Annotated in this window: 20 protein-coding genes, 1 tRNA gene and 1 pseudogene; 5 read left to right on the top strand and 17 right to left on the bottom strand. The window is 64.1% G+C overall.

Annotated features, from left to right (window positions below):
- Nucleotides 1-2: 2 nt before the first annotated feature.
- The 4 genes from merF (at nt 3) to H156_RS16205 (ending at nt 3319) form a co-directional block, all read left to right on the top strand.
- Nucleotides 3-260 carry a mercury resistance system transport protein MerF gene (gene merF / locus H156_RS0113605; protein ID WP_017365903.1) on the top strand — a complete coding sequence of 86 codons (258 nt, stop codon included), beginning with the start codon at nt 3-5 and terminating at the stop codon, nt 258-260.
- Entirely contained in the window at nt 253-1941 is a 1689-nt protein-coding gene (gene merA, locus H156_RS0113600) for a mercury(II) reductase (RefSeq protein ID WP_154656733.1), read from the top strand. The genes merF and merA overlap by 8 nt, the downstream gene beginning before the upstream one ends.
- A gap of 558 nt (nt 1942-2499) precedes the next feature.
- Nucleotides 2500-2574, top strand: a tRNA-Val gene (locus H156_RS0113590).
- A gap of 283 nt (nt 2575-2857) precedes the next feature.
- Nucleotides 2858-3319: a winged helix-turn-helix domain-containing protein gene (locus tag H156_RS16205; protein WP_017365906.1), complete on the top strand. Its 462-nt coding sequence runs from the start codon at nt 2858-2860 to the stop codon at nt 3317-3319.
- A 202-nt stretch (nt 3320-3521) separates the two neighbouring features.
- Here the strand turns inward: H156_RS16205 and H156_RS0113580 are convergent, their stop codons facing one another.
- Together H156_RS0113580 and arsB are read right to left on the bottom strand one after the other, a co-directional pair.
- Nucleotides 3522-4571 (bottom strand): site-specific integrase, encoded by a 1050-nt coding sequence (locus tag H156_RS0113580; RefSeq protein ID WP_428829185.1) that lies wholly within the window; start codon nt 4569-4571, stop codon nt 3522-3524.
- Nucleotides 4572-4918: 347 nt separating this feature from the next.
- A complete protein-coding gene (arsB, locus tag H156_RS0113575) occupies nt 4919-6004 on the bottom strand; it encodes an ACR3 family arsenite efflux transporter (protein ID WP_017365908.1) in 1086 nt (361 codons plus the stop codon).
- Between the two features lie 410 nt (nt 6005-6414).
- Here arsB and H156_RS16795 point away from each other — a divergent pair.
- Nucleotides 6415-6549, top strand: a pseudogene (locus H156_RS16795) (integrase core domain-containing protein); the annotation flags it as partial.
- 228 nt (nt 6550-6777) lie between these two features.
- On the opposite strand, the gene H156_RS0113570 reads toward H156_RS16795, so the two are convergent.
- From H156_RS0113570 to H156_RS0113500, 15 genes are all read right to left on the bottom strand, one after another.
- Nucleotides 6778-8229, bottom strand: a complete 1452-nt coding sequence (locus tag H156_RS0113570; RefSeq protein WP_026046019.1) for an NADH-quinone oxidoreductase subunit N — start codon at nt 8227-8229, stop codon at nt 6778-6780.
- Between the two features lies 1 nt (nt 8230).
- Complete coding sequence (gene nuoM, locus H156_RS0113565; RefSeq protein ID WP_026046020.1) at nt 8231-9700, bottom strand: NADH-quinone oxidoreductase subunit M; 1470 nt, start codon at nt 9698-9700, stop codon at nt 8231-8233.
- On the bottom strand, nt 9697-11538 hold the full coding sequence (nuoL, locus tag H156_RS0113560) for an NADH-quinone oxidoreductase subunit L (RefSeq protein ID WP_017365910.1): 1842 nt from the start codon (nt 11536-11538) through the stop codon (nt 9697-9699). Before nuoL ends, nuoM begins: the two co-directional genes overlap by 4 nt.
- A gap of 8 nt (nt 11539-11546) precedes the next feature.
- Nucleotides 11547-11855: an NADH-quinone oxidoreductase subunit NuoK gene (gene nuoK / locus H156_RS0113555; protein ID WP_010960630.1), complete on the bottom strand. Its 309-nt coding sequence runs from the start codon at nt 11853-11855 to the stop codon at nt 11547-11549.
- Between the two features lie 11 nt (nt 11856-11866).
- A complete protein-coding gene (gene nuoJ / locus H156_RS0113550; protein WP_017365911.1) occupies nt 11867-12361 on the bottom strand; it encodes an NADH-quinone oxidoreductase subunit J in 495 nt (164 codons plus the stop codon).
- 22 nt (nt 12362-12383) lie between these two features.
- Nucleotides 12384-12899, bottom strand: coding sequence for an NADH-quinone oxidoreductase subunit NuoI (nuoI, locus tag H156_RS0113545; RefSeq protein WP_010960632.1), 516 nt, complete (start codon nt 12897-12899; stop codon nt 12384-12386).
- Between the two features lie 13 nt (nt 12900-12912).
- The gene (gene nuoH, locus H156_RS0113540; protein WP_017365912.1) at nt 12913-13863 is read right to left on the bottom strand and encodes an NADH-quinone oxidoreductase subunit NuoH; all 951 of its coding nucleotides are present in this window, start codon (nt 13861-13863) and stop codon (nt 12913-12915) included.
- Nucleotides 13860-16649 carry an NADH-quinone oxidoreductase subunit NuoG gene (gene nuoG, locus H156_RS0113535; protein ID WP_017365913.1) on the bottom strand — a complete coding sequence of 930 codons (2790 nt, stop codon included), beginning with the start codon at nt 16647-16649 and terminating at the stop codon, nt 13860-13862. Before nuoG ends, nuoH begins: the two co-directional genes overlap by 4 nt.
- Nucleotides 16642-17925, bottom strand: a complete 1284-nt coding sequence (gene nuoF / locus H156_RS0113530) for an NADH-quinone oxidoreductase subunit NuoF (RefSeq protein WP_017365914.1) — start codon at nt 17923-17925, stop codon at nt 16642-16644. Before nuoF ends, nuoG begins: the two co-directional genes overlap by 8 nt.
- A complete protein-coding gene (nuoE, locus tag H156_RS0113525) occupies nt 17925-18398 on the bottom strand; it encodes an NADH-quinone oxidoreductase subunit NuoE (protein ID WP_017365915.1) in 474 nt (157 codons plus the stop codon). The genes nuoF and nuoE overlap by 1 nt, the downstream gene beginning before the upstream one ends.
- A gap of 12 nt (nt 18399-18410) precedes the next feature.
- The gene (nuoC, locus tag H156_RS0113520) at nt 18411-20174 is read right to left on the bottom strand and encodes an NADH-quinone oxidoreductase subunit C/D (RefSeq protein WP_017365916.1); all 1764 of its coding nucleotides are present in this window, start codon (nt 20172-20174) and stop codon (nt 18411-18413) included.
- Between the two features lie 18 nt (nt 20175-20192).
- A complete protein-coding gene (locus H156_RS16200; protein WP_017365917.1) occupies nt 20193-20834 on the bottom strand; it encodes a NuoB/complex I 20 kDa subunit family protein in 642 nt (213 codons plus the stop codon).
- A 9-nt stretch (nt 20835-20843) separates the two neighbouring features.
- The gene (gene ndhC, locus H156_RS0113510) at nt 20844-21263 is read right to left on the bottom strand and encodes an NADH-quinone oxidoreductase subunit A (RefSeq protein WP_017365918.1); all 420 of its coding nucleotides are present in this window, start codon (nt 21261-21263) and stop codon (nt 20844-20846) included.
- A gap of 183 nt (nt 21264-21446) precedes the next feature.
- Nucleotides 21447-24611 carry an efflux RND transporter permease subunit gene (locus tag H156_RS0113505; protein ID WP_017365919.1) on the bottom strand — a complete coding sequence of 1055 codons (3165 nt, stop codon included), beginning with the start codon at nt 24609-24611 and terminating at the stop codon, nt 21447-21449.
- Complete coding sequence (locus H156_RS0113500; RefSeq protein ID WP_017365920.1) at nt 24608-25804, bottom strand: efflux RND transporter periplasmic adaptor subunit; 1197 nt, start codon at nt 25802-25804, stop codon at nt 24608-24610. Before H156_RS0113500 ends, H156_RS0113505 begins: the two co-directional genes overlap by 4 nt.
- Nucleotides 25805-25807: the final 3 nt, after the last annotated feature.

Here is a 25807-nt window from a genome sequence, read left to right as displayed (position 1 = left end):
GCATGGCTGACAAAACCTTAACGCGCACGGGCATCGTCGGTTACATCGTCACCGCGATTTGCCGCGCGCTCCCGATACTCGTGGTCCTGCTGGGTGCCGTGAGTTTTTCGGCTTTGGCTGGTGGGCCCGATTACGTTCTCATCCGCATGCCCATCGTATTCGTCGGCCTCACGGTTTATGCCTTGAATCGACGCCGGCGTGTCGTGCAGTGCTGTGTGCCCGCGACAGTGCCAAACTCCGGCAATGGAAAGAATGAGTAGGCATGAGTTGCTCATCGACGGCATCACCTGCACGTCGTGCGCCGAGCACGTCCGGCAGGTTTTGGAAAAGGTGCCCGGCGTGCGTTCGGCCTCGGTGTCGTTTCCGCGCAAACGCGCCGAGATCGAGGCGGATCCGGGCGTGGGCCCGGATCCGCTGGTCGCGGCCGTGACCGCGCTCGGCTACCGCGCACGGGTTTCCGATACACCGGGCAAGTCCGCCGGCGGCTTGTTCGACGAGACGTTCGGCTGCCCGGACGGCGGAACGAAGCGCGGTAGCGGCGAGCCAGCACTGCACGTGACCGTGATCGGCAGCGGCGGCGCGGCAATGGCGGGTGCATTGAAGGCCGTGGAGCTCGGCGCGCGCGTGACGCTGATCGAGCGCGGCACCATAGGCGGCACCTGCGTCAATGTCGGCTGCGTGCCCTCGAAGATCATGATTCGCGCCGCCCACATCGCCCACCTGCGCCGCGAAAGCCCGTTCGATGAGGGGCTTCCGCCGACACCGCCGGTCGTCCTGCGCGAGCGGCTGTTGGCCCAGCAGCAAGGCCGCGTCGAGGAACTGCGCCACGCCAAGTACGAAGGCATCCTGGCGAGTACCCCGGCAGTCACCGTGCTGCGCGGCGAGGCCAGGTTCATGGATGCGCATACGCTCACCGTGGCGCTTTGCCATGGCGGCACGCGCGAGCTGAGCTTCGACCGTTGCCTCGTCGCCACCGGCGCGAGTCCGGCGATTCCGCCGATCCAGGGCCTTGCGGATACGCCTTACTGGACTTCCACCGAGGCGCTGGCGAGCGACACGATCCCCGAGCGGCTGGCCGTGATCGGTTCGTCGGTGGTGGCGGTCGAGCTGGCGCAGGCCTTCGCCCGGCTGGGCAGCCGGGTCTCGATACTGGCGCGCCGCACGCTGTTCTTCCGCGAAGATCCGGCCATTGGCGAGGCCGTAACAAACGCGTTCCGTTTGGAAGGCATCGAGGTGCTGGAGCATGCCCAGGCGAGCCAGGTCGCCTATGCGAACGGGGAATTCGTGATGACTACCGGTCACGGCGAGCGGCGCGCCGACAAGCTGCTGGTTGCCACCGGGCGTGCGCCGAACACGCGCAACCTGAATCTCGAAGCGGCGGGCATCGAGGTCGACGCCCAAGGGGCCATCATCGTCGACCGCGCCATGCGCACCAGCGCGCCGCACATCTTTGCTGCCGGCGACTGCACCGACCAGCCGCAATTCGTGTATGTGGCGGCGGCGGCCGGTAGCCGCGCCGCGATCAACATGACGGGCGGCAATGCCGAGCTGGATCTGACGACGATGCCGAAGGTGACGTTCATCGATCCACAGGTGGCAACGGTGGGCTACAGCGAAGCCGAAGCGCGCCACGACGGCATCGAGACCGAGAGCCGCACCCTCACGCTCGACAACGTGCCGAGGGCGCTGGCCAATTTCGACACCCGCGGCTTCATCAAGCTGGTGGCCGAAGCCGGCACTGGGCGTCTGATCGGCGTGCAGGCAGTGGCTCCGGAGGCGGGCGAATTGATCCAGGCGGCCGCGCTGGCGATCCGCCACCGGATGACCGTGCAGGAATTGGCCGACCAGTTGTTTCCCTATCTGACCATGGTCGAGGGTCTGAAGCTCGCGGCCCAGACCTTCACCAAGGACGTCAAACGGCTTTCCTGCTGCGCCGGGTGAGAAAAAGGATCGGTTCGATGACCAGGTGCACGGTGTCGCAACTGGCCCAGGAGGCCGGGATGATCGCAAATATCGTGCGCGACTGGATTCTGGCGGACCGGGTTCCCTTCGCTGCATTCGATTGAAGGAGCGCCGCTGGCAAAAACCACCGGACTGTTCATTGCAAAACAGCGCCTGCCGAGATCATCGGTCGCTTTCGGCCTTACCTGTGGCTACGCAATGGCGGGTCCCTGGGGTTGCCGACTCCAGCCCATCATTGATAGTGAAACCTTCGTCCCGCCTGGCGGCACATTTCCGTGATTGGCATGCCCCCTTCGGCCTGTTTGGAGAACCCGATGACCTGTTCTTCTTCATGTCCGTCGTTCTCCATTGGTAGACGGACTTAATCTATTTCACTCTGGTATGGCTGGATGGGGGCAGGTTGCTACACCACGGACAGTTTATTTGTTCTCGACAAGAGCATTTACAACGTCTGGATTTGAAGATAAATTACGGCATGAAAATCATGCGTCCGGGCTTCGGTATCCGCACGGTGCCATGACAAGGTTCGCAGGACAAGGGCGGTTAGCTCAGCGGGAGAGCACTTCCTTCACACGGAAGGGGTCGTAGGTTCGATCCCTGCACCGCCCACCATTCAAAACCACCACTTAGTCACTTTGCGGCCACGTCGAGAATCTTGCCGTGACGCATCCCAACCCAGACTCTCCACCGCGTCGCGCAGGCGTCCGGCGCTCTTCGACCGCATGCTCCATCTCGTTCAAGGGGATATCGCTGCGCTTGCAGAACCGTTACGATTAACCCTGATCGGCGAATCGTTCGATCGCTGCCGTCCGACGAGTTGCGAATGTCATCCGATAAACCGCTCCTTTCTGAGCCCGGCACGACCTCACCGATACCCCGAACCGGTGTCGGCCGAGTGGGTGAGAAGACGCAGGAAACACACAAGCGGCGTACCAAGAAAACGGTGCACCCACGGCGCTGTTTTGTCGAGCCGAGGTTCAAACTGACGTTGCGCCTGCTCTATGGTACCGAAATCGCCTTCGGTCCCGGCAAGGCGGAGTTGTTGGAGGCGATCGAGCAAACCGGGTCGATATCGGCAGCCGGCCGCAGCATGGACATGAGCTACCGGCGCGCTTGGCTGCTGGTGGACACCATGAACCGTTCCTTCCGCGAACCGGTGGTGGACGCCTCCCGCGGAGGGAGACACGGGGGAGGCGCTCACCTGACGCCCTTCGGCAGGGATGTGCTGGAGCGCTATCGCGAAGTCCAGGGCGCGCTCCAGCAGGTCGCCGATACTTACCTGCGGCTGTTTCGCCCTTGTATGGCCACGACGCCGCCGATCGGCGATCCCGCCGAAGTTCCCCATCCGGATTCCTGACGGCGGCAGGAGAGCGGGTCAGGGTTCCACTGCCACCGATACGGTATCGAACACCAGGGGCGAATGGCCGGTCGGTTTGACGCAAACCCTGAGCGCTCCCTGGCGGGTGGTCTGCTTCCGAGTCGGCTTCGTCAAACGTCCTCCGGCCGCTCAACCCGCAAGCGCTGTCGTCGCCCTCATGGCATGCAGGAAGCCTTCGCCGTCAACTCACGGGAGGTGCCGTGTGCTCAATGCCATAATCGAGCTTGGTCAATTCGCGCAGGAGTACATCCGGATGGGTTTCCCAGAGAGGTCTGGCGCAGCCGCCGGCACCGCTTCCGGTCAGCCCCAGCAGGGCGTCGACATGCGATTCGGCAACGCCCGCCTGCCTCAAGGAGGCACGGAACGTGGCGCGGAAGACGTCGGAACGCCGCCCTTCCTGCTTCAGTCCCAGTGCGTTCAAGTGCCGGTTGAGCCACATTCCAAAGTTCTGTCCTTTGCTGCCCAAGCGCGGAATCTTTAACCCTGGCCACATCGTGCCGTGGCCGTGCTGATTCCTTGCGTGCTCAAGCAGCCCAAGGGCCACCAACCGGGGATGCACGGGCACGAAACGCAATTTGCGTATGACGGGCAGCCGGGCGTTGGCCGCTACCAAACGGAAAGCCGGGATGCCGCCGGGAAGCTCCACGATGTCTTCGGGGGTGAGCAGGCAGATTTCGCCGATACGGGCGCCCGCATAGAGCTGGATCAGGGGAATCCAATACTTGTAGGTCGTGTTGACGCCTTTCCGTGCATGCTCGGACTCGAAGAAGATCTTCAGTTGTTCCGGGCTGAACGGTTTATCGGCACTCTGCTGGCGCAGTTCCGCCAGGACGCTCTCGTTTGGCAGCCGGCAGCCGTTGCAAGGATTTCGCTCGAGGCCGTAGCGTCGCTCCGCGATGGCCCAGTTGAACAAGGCCGACAGCGAACCGAGATAACCGTTGGCGGTCGCGGCGGACAGGCCATAGGCGCTGCGCAGCTCGTTCAGCAGAATACGGATATCCTCGGGCCGGTATACACTGATCGGCCGGTCGCCGAGGATTTCGGCACAGCGGATCAGATGGCTTTCCGCCTGCCGCAACCGTTCATAGCGGACTTTGTCATGTTGGACACGGATGTAGTCCCGGATCACTCCCCCCAAGAGGAAGCCACTATTCCGCAGCGAGGGCTGACCCGATTTTCCGATCGGCCTATCGAGCCGCCGAGATTGCAATGCTGCAGTGGCGAATGTCACTGTCTTCACTTCGTCCTGGCCAAACAATCAAAGATATGCGTGGATTGTGAACGAACGCTCCAACGTTTTCTTGGACAAAAGAGCACTTGGGACGGGACAATTGCGCAATGATCGAGATCGGAAGCCGGTCGAAACGATCCCGCTCATTTCCGGATGCCGGCCGGAGATGAGCGGGGTTTGAATTCGGGCTTGCGGCTAGGGCAATGTCTCGACGAACCTGGCCTTGTTCAGCTTGACCTGGCACTGGTTGAGTGACGGGAAATGACGCGCGGCCGGCACCGCCAAGGCAGAGGGTGCCGTCATGCACCGGGGTGACGGAACGGCGGTCGCGGCGCCCCGCCCGCTATTCATTTGCCTGCCTGCCGATGCGCGTCCACCGGGCAGCATTCTTCGTGGCTGGGAACGCCTGAACGCAGCTCGTACCAGGCGCGACTGCGGTTGACAACGCCCACGGCCAGCAGCATCACAGGTACCTCGATCAGGACACCGACTACTGTCGCCAGGGCCGCTCCGGATTCGAAACCGAACAGAGCGATAGCGGTGGCAACCGCCAGTTCGAAGAAGTTGCTGGCGCCGATCAGCGCAGAGGGGCCGGCGATGCAATGGGGGGAGCGAACGGCGCGGTTCAGGAGATAGGCCAGCCCCGAATTGAAAAACACCTGGATCAGAATGGGCACCGCCAGGAGAAGGATCACCAACGGCTGGCTCAAGATCTGCTCACCCTGGAAGCCGAACAGCAGCACCAACGTGGCCAGGAGTGCCGTCAGCGACACGGGATGCAAAACCTGCAACAGTCGGTCCAGGCGCGCATACCCATGCTCGTGGCGCAACATCAGGGCACGCCCCAAGTTTGCCAGCATCAGCGGCACCACGATGTAGAGCAGCACCGACAGGAGCAATGTGTCCCAGGGCACAGTAATGGCCGACAGTCCCAGCAGTAGGCCGACGAGGGGCGCGAAGGCGAAGACCATGATGACGTCGTTGAGTGCCACCTGTGATAAGGTGAAGTGCGGTTCGCCACGCACGAGATGGCTCCAGATGAATACCATGGCCGTGCAGGGCGCTGCCGCCAGGAGTATCAAACCGGCGATGTAGGCGTCGATCTGGTCGGACGGCAGCCATGGGCGAAACAGGTTGCCGACGAAGAGCCATCCCAGGAACGCCATCGAGAACGGCTTCACGCCCCAGTTTACCAACAGGGTCACACCAACTCCGCGCCAATGCTGCACGACGCCTTTCAGCGCTTTGAGGTTTATCTTGAGCAGCATGGGAATGATCATCAACCAGATCAACGCTGCGACCGGGAGATTGATCTTGGCGATTTCCCATCGTCCCACCGCCTGAAACATCGCGGGAAAGAAATGCCCCAGGCCAACGCCGCCGACGATGCAAAGAACTACCCAGAGAGTCAGATAGCGATCGAATACGCTCAAACGTCGTGGCTTTGACGGTGACTCCGATTTGTCGCCGACGGCTACCCGTGCGGGCTTCCTCACAGACCGAGACGGGCCCTGTGTTGGGGGATCGGTGATCGTCGGAGTGTTTCGGGTTTTCCGCTTTTTCATGGCCGTGGTTCTCTGGGAACAAGTCGGTTATCGAGAAAGAAATCTACCTGCAACTCGGATTCAGAGCTTCGGAGGCTTCCGCCGTGAAGGTCAGGAATTCCCAGATATTAACCCGGCAATCGAATATCCTGAAACGCTGGGCGGACTCAATTGACCCGTCCCCGCCGTGGCGTACCAACGGAAAGGGGTAAAGTCCGCCTGATCAGGAGACGCAGACATGAAGAAGAGCAGGTTCACCGAAGACCGGATCCTCGGTTTTTTGAGCAGGCTGAAGCGGGATTGCCCTTCGCGGAGGTCTGCGCGATGGCTGCAACGGCAAGTTCCGGGACGAGTGCCCGAACGAGCACGGGTTCGGATCACTCCCCCAGGGCGGGACCGTCACCGGCACTTGGTGCCGGGACTACAACGAGGTCAGGCCCCGGCAGCATCGGCGGGATACCCCCCGGCCCGATTCACGGTTTCGCGCCGTGCCATCGGCAACCCGGCAACCGAGGAATCGTTTGATTTCCAACGCCGGAGTTTTTCCCCGGATTCAGCGGCACGCCCAGGGGGCAGGTCACCGCTTTCCTCCCGGGAAGAGCGGTGCGATGAGCAGGTGGCGCGGAACCGTCTTATGGGACTCCGCCCGTCGCGGTGAGCCGTTACGGGCTGTCGGCGGTGGGGGGCGGTTGTGGCACGTTGGCGGCGGCATCGATCAAAGGCTGCGGAAACAATCCGGCCGCGAGAATGACCAGTGCCGCAGCGGCCAAAGCGGTTCCCGCCGCCGGATGCAGCGTGACCCGCTGACCGACACCGGCCGGCTGGATCATGGTCAGCACGACACGGAGGTAATAGTAGATGCCGATGCCGCTGCCGATGACGACGGTCGCCACCAGCGGCCAGGTCTCCGCCTGCACGCCGACGGCGAAGACGTAGAACTTGCCGACGAAGCCGACTGTGAGCGGGATTCCCGCCAGCGACAGCAGGGAGAGTGTCAGCACCGCGGCAAGCCAGGGCGAGCGCCAGAACAGGCCGGCGTAGTCGCTGAGCCGGTCGGATTCGCGGTCGTCGTCGGACAAGGCCGAGATGGCGCCGAAGGCGGCCAGACTGGTGACCGTGTAGGCGGCGAGGTAGAAGGCGATCGTTTCCGTCTGCAGGTCCCGCCGCAGCAGTCCCGCCGCGACGAACCCCGTCAATAGGTAACCCATGTGGGCGATAGAGGAATAGGCGAGCAGGCGTTTCAGACTGACCTGCAGCAGCGCCAGGAGATTGCCGGCCAGGATGGAAACGACGGCCAGGAGGCCGAGCACGCAGAGAAAGGTTTCCGATCGCTCGGCGTGGGCGGCGGTGAAGAATCTGAGCAGCAGGGCGAACACGGACGCCTTCGACACGGTCGCCAGGAAGGCGGTGACCGGGGCGGGCGCGCCCTGGTAGACGTCCGGCGTCCACAGGTGGAACGGCACCAGCGACAGTTTGAAGCCGATCGCGGCCAGGATCAGGAACAGTCCGGCGAGAGCCAGCGGTTTTTGCTCCAGTTCCGCGCCATGCGCGCCGATCTGTTCGAACGAGAGTACGCCCAGGTCGCCGTAGACCAGTGCCATGCCGAACATGAGGAAAGAGGAGGCGAGCCCCGACAGCAACAGGTATTTGATGCCTGCTTCCAGCGGGCGGGAGGCCCGGACACTGTAGGCGATCATCGGGAACAGGGAGATCGTCAGCACCTCCAGGCCGAGGAAGAACATGGCGAGATGGGCGCTGGATACCAGCAGCAGGGCCCCCAGGGTCGAGGTGAGGAGCAGCACGAAGATTTCTTCGTTCTCGTTCTCGCGCCGCCGGAAATAGGCCAGGCACAGGAGGGCGACGACGAGCGCGGAGAGCAGGAAAAGGGCATGGAAGAACAGGCCATAGGCGTCGATCCGCAGCAAGTCCGTGACCTGGAGTGGTGCGACGGGCGAAGCGTGGGGTAGGGTGGACAGGCCCGCCAGCAGCCCGCCGACCGTCAGCCAGAAAACGAGGCGGAAGCTCCGCCGGATCGCGATGGCCAGCATCACGGCAACGGCGGCCGCCGACAGCACGATGAAGGGGAGCAGGGCGGTGAGAGCGTCGGCGGTCACGTCAGGTTCCTCGCTGGGCCAGGGTCCGGGTCAGTCCGTTCATCATGGCGTCGGTGTAGGCCAGCATCGATTGGGGATGGAGCCCCATCCAGGCGGTCGCGGTGACCAGGCACAGCATCACGCCCATTTCGCGCAGGCCGAAATCGCGGACTTCATGGCGGGAAGCCGGTCCGTGGAACGCCCGCTGCATCACGTACAGCGCATACACCGGTGCCAGGATCAGGCCGAGCGCGGCGAACGCGGTGAGGACGGTATCGACGCGGAAGCTCCCCAGCAGCACCAGGAATTCGCCGACGAAGTTGCCCAGCCCCGGCATGCCCAGCGCGGCGACCGAGAAGAACAGGGTGATCGCGCCGATGCGGGGCGTCAGCGTCCACAACCCGCCCATCGCGTCCATGTCGCGGGTGTGCAGCCGTTCCTGCAGGGCGCCGGCGACCATGAACAGCGCCGCCGCACTGACGCCATGGGCCAGCATGGTCATCACCGCGCCCTGCAGCGCCTGCGCGTTGCCGGCGAAAGCGCCGAGCAGCACGAAGCCCATGTGGCTGACGCTGGTATAGGCGATGAGGCGCTTGAGGTCGGTCTGGGCGAAGGCGAGCTTGGCGGCATAGAGGATGCTGACCGCGCCCAGGGTCATGGCGAAAGGCGCGAAATCCTGCGCCGCACCGGGAAACAGCGGGATCACGAAGCGTAACAGGCCGTAGGCTCCGGTCTTCAGCAACACCCCGGCGAGGAGCACGCTGCCGCCGGTCGGCGCCTGGGTATGGGCGTCCGGCAGCCAGGTGTGGAAGGGAACCGCCGGCAGTTTGACCGTGAAGGCGACGAAGAAGCCGAGCATGATCCAGCGGGCCGCGCCGGGATAGAGATCGGCCTCGAGCAGCTCGAAATAATCGAAGCTGAGCGTCCGTGTCGTCTGGTAGTGCAGGAACACCAGGGCGAGGATCGCGATCAGCATCAGGAGTCCGCTGACCTGGGTGAAGATGAAGAACTTCATGGCCGCATACGCCCGGTTCTCGTGCCCCCAGATGCCGATCAAGAGATACATCGGGATCAGCATGACTTCCCAGAAGAAGAAGAACAGGAACAGGTCCAGGGCGAGGAACACGCCGATGACGCCGGCCAGCGTCCACAGCAGGTTGAAATGGAAGAAGCCCGGCCGTTCGCGGATCTCGGTCCAGGAACAGAGCACCGCGACGAAGCCGAGGAACACTGTCAGGGCGATGAGCAGCAGACTGAGCCCGTCCAGCGCCAGATGAATACGGATGCCAAAGCGCGGAATCCAGGCCCAGTCGATCTGCGCCAGCCAGGTGGATTCGGGCACGGTGTCGGCGAACACGGCCAGCAGCAATGCGGTCTCCCCGGCCAAGGCGGCCAGTGCCAGCCAGCGCGGGGCATTGTCCCGCCGGCGTCCGGCCGGGAGCGACAGCAGCCCACCGATCAGTGGAACCAGGATCAGCCAGAGCAGGATCATGCCCATACCCCCACGGCCAGGATCAGCACGGCGCCGAACAGCATGCCGGCGGCGTAGCGCCTGAGCTGGCCGGTCTGGGTGGGCACCAGCAGGCGATGGCCCAGGCGGGTGAGCGCGACGATGCCCCGGTAAGGCTGGTCGATGGCATCGGCCTCGTTCAGCCGGGCGAGGACGACGAAAGGCAGAACGAACAGACGGTCATACAGCCAGTCCATGCCCCAGCCGCTGAACCACAGACGGCGCAACGCCTCGCTTCCGGGGAGCTTCAGCAGTGCTTCGGCGGAAGCGGTGCCGGTGCGGTAGACGAGGTAGCCGATCGCGACGCCGAGGAAGGGCGCCGCCGTGGTCAAGAGGCTGGGCGAGCCACCGGCCTGGTCCGTTCCGGTTTCGGGCAGCGCCGGGAACAGGGGCAGTTTCGCCAGCCCTCCGGCCAGGGAAAGTATGGCGAGCACGACCAGCGGCGCTGCGATGTTCGAGCCATAATGCCGATGCGCCGGTGTCCGTTCCGGGCCGAAAAAGGCGATCAGCAGCAGCCGGGTGCTGTAGAGGCCGGTGAGGACCGCGCCCGCCGTGCCGGCGGCCCACAGCCAGGAGCCGGCGCTGCCGGCGCCGTAAGCGGTGAGCAGGATTTCGTGTTTGCTGTAATACCCGGAAGTGAAGGGCAGGCCGACCAGGGCGGCCAGGCCGGCGAGGAAGGTCCAAAATACCAACGGCAGGCTGCGCCGCAGGCCTCCCATCCTGAAGATGTCCTGTTCGTGGTGCAGTGACAGGATGACGGCGCCCGCGCCGAGGAACAGCAGTGCCTTGAAGAAGGCATGGGTGGTCAGGTGGAAGATCGCCGCCGACCAGGCGCCCACGCCCAGAGCCAGGAACATGTAGCCGATCTGGCTGATGGTCGAATAGGCCAGAACGCGCTTGATGTCGGTCTGGGTCAGGGCGCTAAAACCGGATATCAGCAGGGTGATGGCGCCGATGACCGCGACCAGGGTCTGCACTTCGGGCGCCAGGGTGAACAGCGCATGGGTGCGGGCGATGAGGTAGACACCGGCCGTGACCATGGTGGCGGCATGGATCAGGGCGCTGATCGGGGTGGGGCCCGCCATGGCGTCGGGCAGCCAGACCTGGAGCGGCAACTGGGCCGACTTGCCGACGGCGCCGCCGAGCAGCAGCAGGGCCGCTGCGGTAGCGAGGGTCGAGCCTGCCGGCCACTGAGCGCCAGCCCGGCTCATCGCTTCCTGGATGTCCAGCGTGCCGAGCTGGCTGAACAGCAGGAACAGCCCCAGCGCCATGGCGGTGTCCCCGACGCGGGTGACGACGAAGGCCTTGCGCGCCGCATAGCCGTTTTCCGGCTTCTCGTACCAGAAGCCGATCAGAAGATAACTGCACAGTCCGACGCCTTCCCAGCCGAGGTAGAGCAGCGGCAGGTTGTCCGCCAGCACCAGGATCAGCATGGCGAACACGAACAGGTTCATGTAGGCGAAGAAGCGGGCCATGCCGGGGTCGTCCGCCATGTAGCCGGCGGAATAGACGTGGATCAGAAAGCCGATCCCGGTGACCACCAAAAGCATGTTGAGTGACAGTGCGTCGAGGTAGAAAGCAAAATCGACGCCGAAATCGCCCGCTGCCATCCAGTGCCAGAGCGTCTGCCGGAACACCCGGGTGTCCGGCTCCAGGGTCATGAGCTCGAAAGCCAGAGACGTCGCCAGGGCCGCCGAGAGTCCGACCGACCCGGCGCCGATCCAGGGGACGTAAGCCCTGGGCAGCCGGCCTTCGCTGCAGGTGAGGATCAGGAAGCCCGTCAGAGGAAGGAAGGGGACCAGACACAACAGTTTCAGCATGACGACTCCTAGCCTTGCATTTCGCTCAGGCGATCCACGTCCAGCGTCTTGTGGCGCCGATAGACCTGCAGCCCCAGCCCCAGCCCTACGCCGACCTCTGCGGCGGCCAGGGTCAGGATCAACAGGAACATGACCTGGCCATCGGGCTGGCCCCAGCGTGACCCTGCCGCGATGAAGGCCAAGCCCGCGGCGTTCAGCATGATCTCCACCGACATCAGCATCACGATCAGGTTGCGCCGGATCAGCAGGGCGACCAGGCCCAGTACGAACAGGACCGAGGCCAGGACCAGCGCATGTTCGAAAGGAATCGGCGCCATCGCTTCAGCTCCTAAGACTTGAGGGGACGGCCGAGGTGATAGGCGCCGACCAGCCCCGCCAACAGCAGCATGGAGGCGGTTTCGACGGCCAGCAGATAGGGGCCGAACAGGGCGATACCGAGCGCCTTGGAGTCGACGATCCGGCCCGCCTCATGGGCGCCGGAACGCATCAGGATGAACAACAGCTCGGCGAAGAGGATGGCGCAGAGTGCGGCAGGACCGTGCCAGATGCCGGGACACAGCCATTGTCTTTCCTGCTCGATCGTTTTGCTGCCGAGATTGAGCATCATCACCACGAACACGAACAGCACTATGATGGCCCCGGCGTAGATGATGACTTCCAGCACTGCCGCGAAAAACGCCCCCAGCAGGTAAAAGATGAAGCCCGAGGCCAGCAGGGAGACGATGAGATAGAGCAGGGCGTGCACGGTGTTGCACTGGATCACCACCATGAAGGTGGCGGCGACGGCGACCAGGGCGGAGAGGTAGAAGAGGATCAGTTCCATGTCGATGCCTGTGGGGTTGGCGTCAGGGCAAAAGGCTGTGGACGTCGATCGGAGGCGCTTCGTTTTCCGCCTGGCCTTTGTCTTTGCCGGCGATGGCCTTGCCTGCCACCCGGTAGAAACTGTAGCCGGGATATTTGCCGGTGCCCTGGATCAAGAGATGTTCCTTTTCGTACACCAGGTTGCGGCGGTCGTACTCGCACAGCTCGAAATCGGGGGTGAGCTGGATCGCGTAGGTCGGGCAGGCTTCTTCGCACAGGCCGCAGAGGATGCAGCGGGAAAAGTTGATACGGAAGAATTCCGGATACCAGCGCCCGTCAACGTCTTCGGTCTTCTGCAGCGCGATGCAGTCCACCGGACACACCGCCGCGCAGAGGTTGCAGGCGACGCAGCGCTCCTCGCCGTCGGGGTCGCGGGTGAGGACGATGCGGCCGCGGTAGCGCGGATAGAGCTTGGGCCGCTGTTCGGGGTACTGGACCGTGTCGGCGCGGGAGAAGGTGTGCTTGAGTACGATCCACAGGGTGCGCAACTGGCTGATCATCCTGCTTCCTCCCTCATGGCACCGACAAGCCGACGGCCCCGGTGACGACGATATTGGCCAGGGTCAGCGGCAGCATCACCTTCCAGCCGAAACTCATGAACTGGTCATAGCGCGGCCGGGCCAGCGCCGCCCGCAGCAGGATGAAGAAAAGGATGAAGACCAGGGTCTTGAGGATGAACCAGGCCAAAGGCGGCAGGAAGGCCGGTCCCAGCCAGCCGCCGAAGAACAGCGTCACCAGGATGGCCGAGTTCAAGGTGATCCCCAGGTATTCGCCGACGAAGAACATGCCGAATTTCATGCCGGAATATTCGGTGTGGAAACCGCCGGTGATTTCCTGTTCGGCTTCCGGCAGGTCGAAGGGCGCGCGATGGCATTCCGCTACGGCCGCCACGAGGAAGGCGAGAAAGCCGGCAAACTGCGGCAGTACGTACCAGCCGTCTTTCTGCGCTTCGACGATCTCCCGTAGGTTGAAGCTGCCAGCCAGCATCACCACGCCCATGGCGGCCAGCCCCATGAAGACCTCGTAGCTGATGCTCTGGGCGGCGGCGCGCAGGCTCCCCAACAGCGAATATTTGTTGTTCGAGGCATAGCCCGCCAGCACTTGGCTGTAGACCGCCAGCGAAGACAGCGCGAAGAAATACAGCAGGCCGAAATTGAAGTCGATGACGCCCACGCCCGGCGCGAACGGTACCACGACGAAGCCGAGCAGCATGGTCACCATGACGATGGCCGGCGCGATGACGAACACCGGCTTGTCGGCGAAAGGCGGAATCCAGTCCTCCTTGAAGAAGATCTTGACCATGTCCGCCACGACCTGTCCCAGTCCCAGCGGGCCGACCCGGTTGGGGCCGAGCCGGTCCTGCCAGATTCCGATCATGCGGCGCTCCACCCAGATCAGCCAGGCCGCGACGATCACGGTCGAGAGCAGGATGCCGATGACGACAGCGGGTGATCCGACGGTCATGATGTCTCATCTCCAGGTTTGTTCGGTTTCCACGACTGCCAAGCGGTTACCGGGACGGGCAGGTCGGGCAGGCCGGCCGGCACGCCGGCGATCCCTGCCGCGAGACCGGGCAGGCATTTCACCGGCAGCCAGACGTCCGGGGCGAGTTCGACTTCTTCGCCTTCGGCGAGACCGAGTCGGGCCGCGTCCTCGGGGTTGAGGGCCACATAGGGATGCGGGGCCCGTTCCGCCACTGCGGACGAGTGCATGCTGGTCTCGTCGCTGCCGAAGATGTGGTGCAGCGGTACCAGCCGCAGCGCGTCCGCAATGGACGCTTCGGTTTCCGGCGGCACGGACCACGGTAGGCCGGTTCCGGCGCCATCACCGATCAGGCGGATGCCGGGATCGCCGCCGGAGAGATGCCCGCCGGCTTCGTCCTGGAACTTGCCGACCGCTTGGTTCGAGTTCCAGCCCGGCGCCCAGACGAAGGGATTCAGGGCCGGCGGATGGTCGTTTGCCGCTCCCTCCATGGAGAAGGCCAGGGCCGAATCGGTATCCTCCGGCTGTTTCGGTTCGTGGATGCGGATGTCGGCCAGCATCGCGGTGCGTCCGCTGTAGCGGTGCGGCTGGCGCGGGATCTTCTGGCCCGCGATGCGGAAGGCCGCTCCCGGCGCACAAGCGGTGATTTGCTGGAACACCGGCAGCGAGTCGGCCAGCGCTCGGGTCAGATCGTCGAGGCAGGGCCATGGCCCGAGCCAGCGCCAGCCATCGCGGCTGTCGCCGGCCGGCTGCATCGCCGCGAAGAAGCGCTGGGCGCGGCCTTCACTGCTGACCAGCGTCCCTTCGGTCTCGGCGAAGCTGGCGGCCGGCAGGACGAGGTGGGCGCGCTCCGCCGTGGCGTGCAGGGTATGGTCGATCACGATCACCTGTCTGGCACGCGTCAGCAGCGCATCGACCGTGGTTCGGTCCGCCCGCCGGTAGAGATCGTTCTCCAGGATCAGCAAGGTGTCGGCCTCGCCCGATTCGATGGTGTGGGCGGCGTGTGCCAGAGATTGCGCATCCATCAGCGCCAGCCCCAGGCTGTTGCATTCCGGCACGGCGAAATGCACCGCAGTGGCCCGTCCCGGCCGTGCCGCCGCCAGCGCAGCGGCGATCTGGCCCACCGCCCGCAGCACGTCTTCGCTCAGGCAGCCGGTACCGGCCACGATCAGGGGGCGTTCGGCCGAGGTCAGAGCCTGGGCGATTTCCGCGGCCAGGGCTTCGTGCTCGGGTGTCAGACCCATGACGGCCGGCGCTTCGGGGCAGATGCCATGCGCGACGGCGAAGCCCAGCCGGGCGATGGTCCGGGGGGATGCGCGGCAGGTTCGCGCGGCGATGTCGTCCAGCCGGGTCGGCGCCGGACTGGCGATGAACAGCGGGCTCTTTTCGGCCTGGGCCGCTTCACGCACGGCGGCATCCTGCCAGTGCGGGATACCCAGTTCGTCGGCGATGGCCAGGGCGCGGTTGCGCACCGCCTGGCGCAGCGCCAGCGCCAGCCGCGGCGCGGTCTGGGTCGGGTCTTCGCCGAGGATGAGCACGGCATCCGCCCGTTCGGCCTCGCGCAGCGACACGAGGTGGAGGGGGAGGTTCCGGACGAGGTCGAGCAGGGTGCGCAGGCAACCGTGTTCGGCGTCGCCGATGCCGGCATGGAAACGCTCCGCGCCGACCCGTTCCCGCAAGGCGAAATTGGCCTCGAGGCTGGCACGGGGTGATCCGATGCCGACGATTCCCTTGGCATCCTCCAGCATGGCGCGCAAGCGGTTTTCGGCGGTCGACACGTCCAGCGGACCGGTTTCGGCGGAGCGGGCCTGATACAGGCGGGCCGGGCCGTTGACGAAGCCGTAGCCGAATCGTCCCCGGTCGCAGAGGAAATAGCCGTTGATCTCGCCGTGGTAGCGGTTGACGATCCGCCGCAGGCTGCCGTAACGCTCACCGGGGCTGGTGTTGCAGCCAATGCCGCAGTGGACGCAGACCGAAGGCGCGGTCTGCAGATCCCATTTGCGGCTGTAATGCCGGCTGAAGGTTTTGTCGGTGAATACCCCGGTCGGGCAGACCTCGACGAGGTTGCCACTGAACTCGTTCTCCAGTACGCCGTCTTCCTGGCGGCCGAAATAGACGTGGTTGTGCGAGGCGAACACCTGCAGATCGTCGCCGCCGCAATAGTCCTGGTAATAGCGGACGCAGCGGTAGCAGGCGATGCAGCGGTTCATCTCGTGGTTGATGAAGGGGCCCAAGTCCTGGTTGCGGTGGGTGCGCTTGAGGCCGCGGTACTGGCGGACGGTATGGCCGGTCATCACGGTCATGTCCTGCAGATGGCATTCGCCGCCTTCCTCGCACACCGGGCAGTCGTGCGGATGGTTGGTCATCAGCAGTTCCAGGATGCCGGCGCGGAAGGCTTTGGCGTCGGGGCCTTGGAGAGAAATCCGCATACCCTCCGCGACCGGCGTCATGCAGGCCATTACCACCCGGCCTTGGGCGTCGTTCGCATCTTTGAACTGGATCACGCCGCACTGGCGGCAGGCGCCGACCGAACCCATGGCCGGGTGCCAGCAAAAATAGGGTAGATCCAGGCCCAGCGAGAGGATCGCCTGCAGCAGGTTTTCTCCGGCCTTGACGGGATGGCTCTTGCCGTCGATCTCGATGTGCAGACCCGCCTTCGGCGGTCCAAAACCGTTCCCGACGATTTTGTGCGGACTCCCTCCCTGGAGTCCGTCCTTCGGACCCGCCTTCGGCGGTCCAAAATCGTTCCCGACGATTTTGTCAGGCATACATGCCTCCGCGGGTGGTTTGCGGCTGGAGATAGCGCTCGAAATCGGCGCGGAAGTACTTGAGGGCGCTCTGCAGCGGTTCCATTGCACCGGGCGCGAGGGCGCAGAAGGTGTTGCCCGGGCCGAGCAGGCCGCACAAGCGTTCCAGAGTCGCGAGGTCCTCCGGCCGGCCGCGCCCTTCGATCAGCCCTTCGAGCAGGCTGACGGTCCAGGGCAGGCCATCCCGGCAAGGGGTGCACCAGCCGCAGGATTCCTGAGCGAAGAACCGTTCCAGGTTGAGCACCATCTGCACCGGGCAGGTCTTATCATCCAGCAAGATCATCGTGCCGGTACCGAGCCGGCTGCCGGCCTTGCCGATGGAGCCGTAGTCCATGGGAATATCCAGGTGTTCGGGCAGCAGGAAGTCGGTAGAGGCCCCTCCCGGCAGGTAGCCCTTCAAACGGTAGCCGTCGCGCATGCCGCCGGCGTGCTCCTCGATGATCTCGCGCGCCGTCGTGCCCATGGGCAGCTCCCAGGCGCCGGGGGACCTGACCCGGCCGCTGACGCCGTAGATCTTGGTGCCCGGTTCGCCGGTCCGGCTGAGTCCTTTGTACCACTCCACCCCGTTGCGGAGGATGTGCGGCAGGTTGCAGAGGGTCTCGACGTTGTTGACGATGGTGGGCTTGCCGAACAGGCCGGAGACTTGCGGAAACGGCGGCTTGGCGCGGGGGTTGGCGCGCTTGCCTTCCAGCGAGTTGAGCAGTGCGGTTTCCTCGCCGCAGATGTAGCGCCCGGCGCTGGTGTGCAGGCGCAGGTCCAGGCTGAATCCCGAGCCGAGGATGCCTTCGCCGAGCAGCCCCTGGGCTTCGGCTTCGGCGATCGCCTGCCGCAGCCGCGCCGCCGCCAGCCGGTATTCGCCGCGGAGGAAGACGTAGGCGATATTGGCCTGGATGGCGTAAGCTGCGATGACCACGCCTTCGATCAGCTGGTGCGGATCGCCCTCCAGTAACAGCCGGTCCTTGAACGCACCGGGTTCCATCTCGTCGCCGTTGACCACCAGGTATTTGGTCCGGGGTGCGTCCTCGCCCATCGGCACGAAGCTCCATTTCAGGCCGGTCGGGAAGCCGGCGCCGCCGCGGCCGCGCAGTCCGGAGTCTTTGACCCGTTGTTGTACGTCGAGAGGGGCGAATTCGGCGAGGGTTTTTTTCAATCCTTCGTAGCCGCCGCTGGCGAGATACTCGGCCAGAGTCACGGTCGAGCCGTCGGATTTGATGTTGCGGGTGAGCGGCTTGTCCATCAGGGCGCTCCGGTTTCACCGAGAATGTCGTCCAGTCTGGCGGGATCGACGTTGAAATGGGTCTCGTCGCCGATCATGAGTACCGGAGCCTTGTCGCAGGCTCCCAGGCAGACGATGGGCAGCAGGGTGTATTCGCCGTTCCCCGTGGTTTCCCCCACAGCGATGCCGAGTTTTTCGCTCAGATGGCGGCGGTTGTCCTCGGCGCCCAGCATCCAGCAGCTCACGCTGTTGCAGTAGTGGATGACGCGTCTGCCGACCGGCCGGCGGTAGATCAGGTTGTAGAAGGTGGCGATGCTGTCCAGCTCCGCCGGCGACATTCCCAGCAGTTCGGCGATCTCCTGCAGCAGCTCATCGGAAATCCAGCCGTGACTGCGCTGCACGACGTTCAACGCTTCGATCGCGGCCGCCGAAGGGTGAGGGAAATGCCTGGCTTCCCGGAGGATGGCTTGGATTTCGTCGGATGTGAGGGTCATGTTCCGGTTCCTTCAGCGGTCCACATCGGCCATCACGAAATCGATGCTGGCGAGGATGGCGATCAGGTCGGCGACCATCATGCCCCGGCTCATCAGCGGGATCATTTGCAGATGCGGGAACGAGGGGGTGCGGATGCGGGTACGGTAGGACATGGTGCCGCCGTCCGAGGTCAGGTAATAGCCGTTCAGGCCCTTGGTCGCCTCGATCGTCACGCAGACCTCGCCCGGCGGGATCACCGGGCCCCAGGAGACGCTGAGGAAATGCTGGATCAGAGTCTCGATGTCGTGCATCGTGCGTTCCTTGGGCGGTGGGGTGGTGAGCGGGTGCTCGGCTTTGTAAGGGCCGGAAGGCATGTGCTCCACACACTGCTCGATGATCCGGAGGCTCTGCCGCATCTCTTCCACCCGCACCGCGCAACGGTCGTAGCAGTCGCCGTTCGTGCCGGTAGGAACGTCGAATTCGAAGTTCTCGTAACCCGAATAGGGCCGTGCCTTGCGGTAGTCCCAGGGCAGCCCCGTGGCCCGCAGTCCCGCGCCGGTCACGCTCCAGTCGATGGCCTCGGTCGTGGTGTAGGCGCCGATCCCGCGGGTGCGGCGCTGGATCAGCTTGTTGGCCATCACCGCCTTGTCGTATTCGGCCAGACGCCTGGGAAAATAGGCGATGAATTCACGGATCAGTCTGTCCCAGCCCTCGGGGAGGTCCATGGCCACCCCGCCGATGCGGAAGAAGCTGGAGTGCATCCGGGCGCCGGTAAACGATTCGATGATCTCGAACACCCTCTCGCGGTCGATGAACATGTAGAAAATCGGCGACATCTGGCCCACGTCCTGGGCGAACGTCCCGTAGAACAGCAGGTGGCTGGCGATCCGGTAGAACTCGGAAATCATGACGCGGATGACCCGGGCGCGCTCCGGCACCTCGATTCCGGCCAGCTTCTCCACCGCCATGACGTAAGGCAGGTTGTTCATCGAACCGCCCAGGTAATCGATCCGGTCGGTGTAGGGGATGTAGCTGTGCCAGGACTGGCGTTCCCCCATCTTTTCCGCGCCCCGGTGGTGATAACCGATGTCGGGCACGGCATCGACGATCTCCTCGCCGTCGAGCTGGAGGGCGACGCGGAACACACCGTGCACGCTGGGGTGATTGGGGCCCAGGTTCAGGAACAGGAAGTCGGTGTCCTCGCTCTGGCGCTGCATGCCCCATTCCTCGGGCACGAAGCGCAGGGCTTCCTGCTCCTGCTGTTGCACATCGTCCGGCAGGCTGAACGGTTCCATCTCGGTGGCCCGGGCCGGATGATCCTTGCGCAAGGGATGGCCCTGCCAGGTCGGCGGCATGATGAGGCGGCGCAGGTTGGGATGCCCGTCGAAACGGATGCCGAACATGTCCCAGACTTCGCGCTCGTACCAGTTGGCGGCGGGGCAGACGGCAACGATGCTGGGGAGCGCCGGATCGGTCTCCGGCAAGGCGATTTTCAGCCGGACATCGGCGTTGCGCTCCAGCGAGACGAGGTGATAGACGACCGTGTAGGCGCTTGCCGGCATGCCGTCACGGTGCTTCCGGACCCGTTCATCGACGGCGGTCAGGTCGAACAGCAGGGCATAGGGGCGGTCGATTTCCGAACGGAGGTAGCGGATCGTCTCCACGAGGATTCGGGCGGGCAGCCACAGGGTGGGAATGCCGTCAGCGGTGGTCTGCTGGACGAAGGTCTCGCCGCCGAAGCGCCGGCACAGGGCCGGGACGATGGTTTCGGCATGTTCCGTCGTCGGGGCTGCCATGTCTGGATTTCCTCCCGCTTAGTCCAGGCTGAACGGGTCGTGCAGTTCGGTCGCCCGGTTGCGTTCGGCCTGCTTGAGATCACGCCGGCTCGGCGCGGGGGCCTTTTGAATGCCTTGCGGTCCGATCACCCAGCTCAGGGGCCGCGCCTCTTTTCCCACCGATTCCTGCAACATCATCAGTCCCTCCAGCAAGGCTTCCGGCCGTGGCGGGCAGCCCGGCACGTAGACGTCGACGGGTAAGAATTTGTCCACGCCCTGGACCACGCTGTAGATGTCGTACATGCCGCCGGAGTTGGCGCAGGAGCCCATGGAAATGATCCACTTGGGTTCGAGCAGCTGGTCGTAGAGGTGCTTGACCACAGGCGCCATCTTGCGGAACACCGTACCGGAGATCACCATCAGGTCGGCCTGGCGGGGACTGGCGCGGATCACTTCGGAACCGAAACGGGCGATGTCGAAGCGGCTGGTGAAGGCCGTCGCCATTTCCACGTAGCAGCAGGAAAGGCCGAAATTGAACGGCCAGATCGAATTCTTGCGGCCCCAGCGCACCAGGTCGTCCAGGCGGGCGAACAGGATGTTGCGCCGCAGCACTTCTTCGTAGGTTTGCCGGCCCGGCTGAGGCATCGGGCTTTGGTCTGCTCGTTTCAGGCTCCAGCGCATGAGGGGCTCCTACTGGTGGATCGTGGCTTCGATGCCGCGTTGGCGGGGTGTGCGCCAGTCGAGCGCGCCGATGCGCCACAGATAGACCAGTGTGGCGACCAGGACGCCGATGAAGATCAGGATTTCGATGTAGCCGGGCCAGCCGCTTTCGCGGAACGCGATGGCCCAGGCGAAGATGAAGACGGCTTCCAGGTCGAAGATGACGAAGAAGATCGCGATGAGATAGAAGCGGACGGAAAAACGGAGCTGGGAGCTGCCCACCGCGACGATGCCGGATTCGTACGGCTGCTCCGTCGCCGGGGTGCGGCGGGTGCGGCGTTCCCCCAGGAAGGGGGGCAGCGCGAGCATCGTGCCCACGACGACCAGCACCAGCTCGAAATAGAGCAGGAGCGGCCAAAGATCGGTATGTGGAACGCCAGCGGAACTCATGTGCGCATGTCTCCCGATGTCAGCGTAAGCATCACCCGTCGAGGCGGAGGATGTACCACAAAGCTGGCTACACTTTCGTCAAGCGGAGCCGGGTTGTCAATCGTAATCATGGGAGTCGACCAAAGCCTGCTTCCGTCGAGCTCCCACGGGACCGGTGAGGCCGTGACACTCCTACGGGCCGCCTCAGCCGGTCGCCGGAGATTCCGGTTTGCCTCCCTTGTTCCGCTCGCTCCAGCGCTGGGTGATGACGTAGAACACCGGTACGAAGGGGATGGCCAGGATGGTCGAGGCCAGCATGCCGCCGAACACCACGGTGCCGATCGCCTGCTGGCTGGCCGCGCCGGCGCCGCCGGCCTTCATCAGCGGGACGACACCCAGGATGAAAGCGAACGAGGTCATGATGATGGGCCGGAACCGGCGCCGGGTGGCTTCCACCGCGGCGTCGGCGATGGCCATGCCTTCGGCGCGCAGTTCCCGGGCGAATTCCACCACCAGGATGGCGTTCTTGCTGGCCAGCGCGATCATCAGTACCAGTCCGACCTGGGTGTACAGGTTGTTGTCGAAGTGGCGGATGATGAGGGCGACGATGACGCCCACCAGAGCCATGGGTACGACCAGGATCACCGCGGCGGGGCTGGCCCAGCTTTCGTATTGAGCGGCCAGCACCAGGAAAACCAGAACGATGGACAGAAGATAGATGTAATACGCCTGGTTGCCGAGCTGCTTTTCCTGGAATGCGGTGGCGGTCCATTCGAAGCTCATGCCTTGCGGCAAGGTGTTCTTGGCGATCCGTTCCATCAGCTGGATCGCTTCACCGGAACTGGACCCCGGGGCCGCGGAGCCGAAAACCGGCGCTGCCGGATAGAGGTTGTAACGGGTGACCAGTTCGGAACCCAGCATGTGCTTCACGGTCAGGAGGGAGCCCAGCGGGACCATTTCCTCCCGGACGTTCTTCACGTAGAGATTCTGGATGTCCTCCGGCCGCAGTCGGTAGGGTGCGTCGGCCTGCACGTAAACCTGGAACGACTGATTGAATTTATTGAACAGATTGACGTAAGCGGATCCGAGATACGCTTGCAGGGTGGCGAATACGTTGCTCAGCGGAACTTCCTGCGACTGCGCCTTGGTGCGGTCGATGTCGAGGTAAAGCTGAGGGCTGCGGTTGCTGAAGGTCGAACCCACGAAGCCGAGACCGGATTGCGTGGACCCGGCGCGGGTCAGTTCCTGCACGCCCTTCTGCAATTCGGGCAGGCCGAGGCTGCGCCTGTCTTCGACCATCATCTGGAAGCCGCCGGCCTGGCCGAGGCCGCGGATGGGCGGCGGAATCATGATGGCGAACTGGGCTTCCGGAATGGCGTCGAGCTGCTTTTTCAGGCTGCCGAGAATATGGCGCTGATCGAGCGCTTCGCCGCGCTTGTCCCAGTCGTCATAAATGACGAAGGTGGTGGAAGCGTTCGAGAGATTGGCGGTATCGAGGATCGACAACCCCCCGATCACGACCCAGGCATGCACGCCGGGCGTTTTTTTCAGGACTTCGTCGAGCTTGCGGCTGGCTTCCCGGAGTCTGGGCTGGGCGGCGCCGTCCGGCAGGCGCGTCATGATTATGGCGTAGCCCTGATCCTCGCTGGGCAGGAAGCCTGTCGGGTGGATGCTGAACAGCCAGCCGCCCATGGCGATGAAGGCGAAGAAAACCACGGCCATCGTTCCGGCCCTTTTCACCATCCAGCGGACCACTCGGGTATAGGCTGCCTCGATTGCGGCATAGACTTCGTTGAAGCCGCGGTAGAATGCGTTCGGACGGTGATCGGCCGGCCGTGCCTTGAGGTAGAGGGCGCACTGAGCCGGTTTGAGGGTCAAGGCGTTGATGGCGCTGATGATCGCGGTAGAGGCGATCACAAGGGCGAATTGCCGGAACATCTGGCCGGTAATGCCGGGCAGGAAGGCCGAAGGCAGGAATACCGCAGTCAGCACCAGGGTGATGCCGATGACCGGGCCGGTCATCTCGCTCATGGCCTTGATCGACGCCTCCTTCGGCGTCAGTCCCTTCTCGATGTAGTGCCAGGCGTTCTCGACGATCATGATGGCATCGTCCACGACGATGCCGATCGCCAGGATCAAGGCGAACAATGTCATCAGGTTGACCGAGAAGCCGAGCATCGCCATCGCGGCGAAGGCGCCGATGATGGTCACCGGGACGGTCGTGGCCGGCACCAGGGTCGCCCGCCAGTTCTGCAGGAACACCATGATGACGATCAGCACCAGCACGCCGGCTTCGAACAGGGTCTCGTAGACCGCGTGGATCGACTGGTCGATGAATTTGGTGGTGTCGTAGAAGATCGCGTATTTGAGCCCTTGGGGGAAGTCCTGGCTCATTTCCTCCATCGACTGTTTGATTCTTTCGCCGACGTCGATGGCGTTGGCTCCGGGCAGGGTGTAGACCACGATCTGGGTCGATTTGTGGCCGTTGACCTCGGCGTAGTTGGTGTACGTCTGTTGGCTCAGTTCGACTCGGGCGAGGTCCTTCACGCGCACGATCCGGGCTGCATCTTCGTTCGTGACCGACTGCTGCGGTTTTCCCCGGCTCGTCTTGATGATGATGTTCTCGAATTCCGAGACATCGGACAAACGGCCCAGGGCGTTGATGGTGAACTGGTAGGGTTGGTCCTCGGGCACCGGGGGGCCGCCGAGTTGGCCCGCCACGACCTCGACGTTCTGCTGCTGTATCGCGTCGGCCACATCCTTGGCGGTGAGGCCGTAGTAGCGCAGCCTCTCCGGATTCAGCCATACCCGCATGCTGTAGGAGCCGGCGCCGACGACCTTGATCTGCCCGACGCCATGGATGCGGGCCAACGGATACTGCAGGTTGATGACGGCGTAATTGGAAAGATAGGTTTCGTCGAAGCGGTCGTCGTCCGAATACAGGCTGATGACCTGCAGCATGTCGGTCGACACTTTCTTGACGGTGACGCCCTGTTTCTGCACCGCATCCGGCAGCTGGGCCAAGGCCCCGTTGACCATGTTCTGCACCAGGGCCAGGCCGGTGTTGAGATCGCTGCCGACCCGGAAAGTCACGGTCAAGGTATAGGAGCCGTCGCTGCCGCTGGTCGAGGACAGGTACAGCGAGTTCTCCACGCCGTTGACCGCCTGTTCGATCGGGATGCCGACCGTATTGGCGATGATCTCGGCGCTGGCCCCGGGATAGCGGGTGGTTACCTGGATGGTGGGGGGCACGATGTCGGGATACTGGGCGACCGGCAAATTGATGAGGCTGACGGCGCCCAGAATGATCGTGACGATCGCGATGACGTTGGCGAAGATCGGCCGTTCGATGAAGAACTTGGAGATCATCGGGCGGGCGCTCCCGCGGAATCGCCGGCCGGTTCAGCCGCCAGCGGCTGCCGGACGGGGGTCACTTCCTTGCCGGGAATGGCGCGCAGCAGGCCATCGACCACGATCCAGTCGCTGCTCTTCAAACCGTCGCTGACCGACATCATGCGCCCGGCAGGGGGGCCGGTGGTGATGCTGCGCCGCTCGACCAGGTTCTTGTCGTCGACGACGAGCACGTAGGGGCCGAGCTGGTCGTAGCCGATGGCTTCCACCGGGATGAGCAGCGCGGACTGCGCCGCGTCGACCGGCACCTTGAGCCGGGCGAACAGGCCGGGAAGAATGGAATAGTCCGTGTTCGGGAAAATGGCGCGCAGCAGCAAGGTGCCTGTGGTGGGGTCCAGCCGGATGCCGGCGAAATCGAGTTTGCCCTGGTGCGGATAGCCGTCCTCGTTGACCAGACCCAGGAACACGGGCACGTCCGGTGTGTGGGGATTGGTCGCCTCGTCCTGATGCTGGCCCCGGACCCGCAGCAGATCGTGCTCGCTGATCGTGAAATAGGCGTAGATCGGGTCGATCTGGTTTATTTCGGCGAGTACGGTTTTCTCGCCGGCACCGACCAGGTTGCCCGGATCCTTCAGGCGTCGCCCGGCGCGGCCGGTGAACGGCGCTCTGACCTCGGTGTAGCTCAGATTGAGTTGGGCCAGTTCCACGTTGGCTTCCGAGGCCATGACTGCGGCCTGCGCCGAATCCCGTTCGTAGTGCCAGCGGTCGACGTCGGTCTGGGCGGCGGCATTCTGCTTGAGCAATCCCGAGAAACGGGCGAACTCGGTTTCTGCATGCATCAGGCGGGCCTTGTCGGCGAGCACCTGGGCCTTGGCCTCCTTCAATTTGGCCTGGTAGGTGTTCTGCTGGATGAGGAACAGCAGTTGTCCCTCCTTGACGATTTCGCCCTCGCGGAACAGGATTTTTTCCAGATAACCTTCGACCCGGGCGCGGAGTTCCACGGTCTTGATCGCCTGGGTGTTTCCGGTGAGTTCGAGATAGGGCGTGACCGGGCCTACGACCGGCTGGCTGATGATGACGGGCGGCGGTGGCGGCGGGACGTAAGTGTTGGGTCGATCGCAGCCGCCGATGCCCAGGAACAGCATGGAAGTGAGGGTGCCGGCAAGGGCGCGCTGCATGCGTCCCAGGCGGTGGAGAGTCGTGCGAATCACTGG

Source organism: Methylococcus capsulatus str. Texas = ATCC 19069 (genome assembly GCF_000424685.1).
Classification (GTDB): Bacteria; Pseudomonadota; Gammaproteobacteria; order Methylococcales; family Methylococcaceae; genus Methylococcus; species Methylococcus capsulatus.
The sequence above is the reverse complement of the archived record's forward strand: the minus strand, read 5'-3'. Positions and strand labels throughout refer to the sequence as shown.

What these genes read in the sequence shown, in the direction of transcription:
- merF (WP_017365903.1), top strand. Translation starts at nt 3, where the DNA reads ATGGCTGACAAAACCTTAACGCGCACGGGCATCGTCGGTTACATCGTC.
- merA (WP_154656733.1), top strand. Translation starts at nt 253, where the DNA reads ATGAGTAGGCATGAGTTGCTCATCGACGGCATCACCTGCACGTCGTGC.
- nuoM (WP_026046020.1), bottom strand. Translation starts at nt 9,700, where the DNA reads ATGATCCTGCTCTGGCTGATCCTGGTTCCACTGATCGGTGGGCTGCTG.
- nuoL (WP_017365910.1), bottom strand. Translation starts at nt 11,538, where the DNA reads ATGCTGAAACTGTTGTGTCTGGTCCCCTTCCTTCCTCTGACGGGCTTC.
- nuoK (WP_010960630.1), bottom strand. Translation starts at nt 11,855, where the DNA reads ATGGCGCCGATTCCTTTCGAACATGCGCTGGTCCTGGCCTCGGTCCTG.
- nuoJ (WP_017365911.1), bottom strand. Translation starts at nt 12,361, where the DNA reads ATGGAACTGATCCTCTTCTACCTCTCCGCCCTGGTCGCCGTCGCCGCC.
- nuoI (WP_010960632.1), bottom strand. Translation starts at nt 12,899, where the DNA reads ATGATCAGCCAGTTGCGCACCCTGTGGATCGTACTCAAGCACACCTTC.
- nuoH (WP_017365912.1), bottom strand. Translation starts at nt 13,863, where the DNA reads ATGACCGTCGGATCACCCGCTGTCGTCATCGGCATCCTGCTCTCGACC.
- nuoG (WP_017365913.1), bottom strand. Translation starts at nt 16,649, where the DNA reads ATGCCTGACAAAATCGTCGGGAACGATTTTGGACCGCCGAAGGCGGGT.
- nuoF (WP_017365914.1), bottom strand. Translation starts at nt 17,925, where the DNA reads ATGGACAAGCCGCTCACCCGCAACATCAAATCCGACGGCTCGACCGTG.
- nuoE (WP_017365915.1), bottom strand. Translation starts at nt 18,398, where the DNA reads ATGACCCTCACATCCGACGAAATCCAAGCCATCCTCCGGGAAGCCAGG.
- nuoC (WP_017365916.1), bottom strand. Translation starts at nt 20,174, where the DNA reads ATGGCAGCCCCGACGACGGAACATGCCGAAACCATCGTCCCGGCCCTG.
- H156_RS16200 (WP_017365917.1), bottom strand. Translation starts at nt 20,834, where the DNA reads ATGCGCTGGAGCCTGAAACGAGCAGACCAAAGCCCGATGCCTCAGCCG.
- ndhC (WP_017365918.1), bottom strand. Translation starts at nt 21,263, where the DNA reads ATGAGTTCCGCTGGCGTTCCACATACCGATCTTTGGCCGCTCCTGCTC.
- H156_RS0113505 (WP_017365919.1), bottom strand. Translation starts at nt 24,611, where the DNA reads ATGATCTCCAAGTTCTTCATCGAACGGCCGATCTTCGCCAACGTCATC.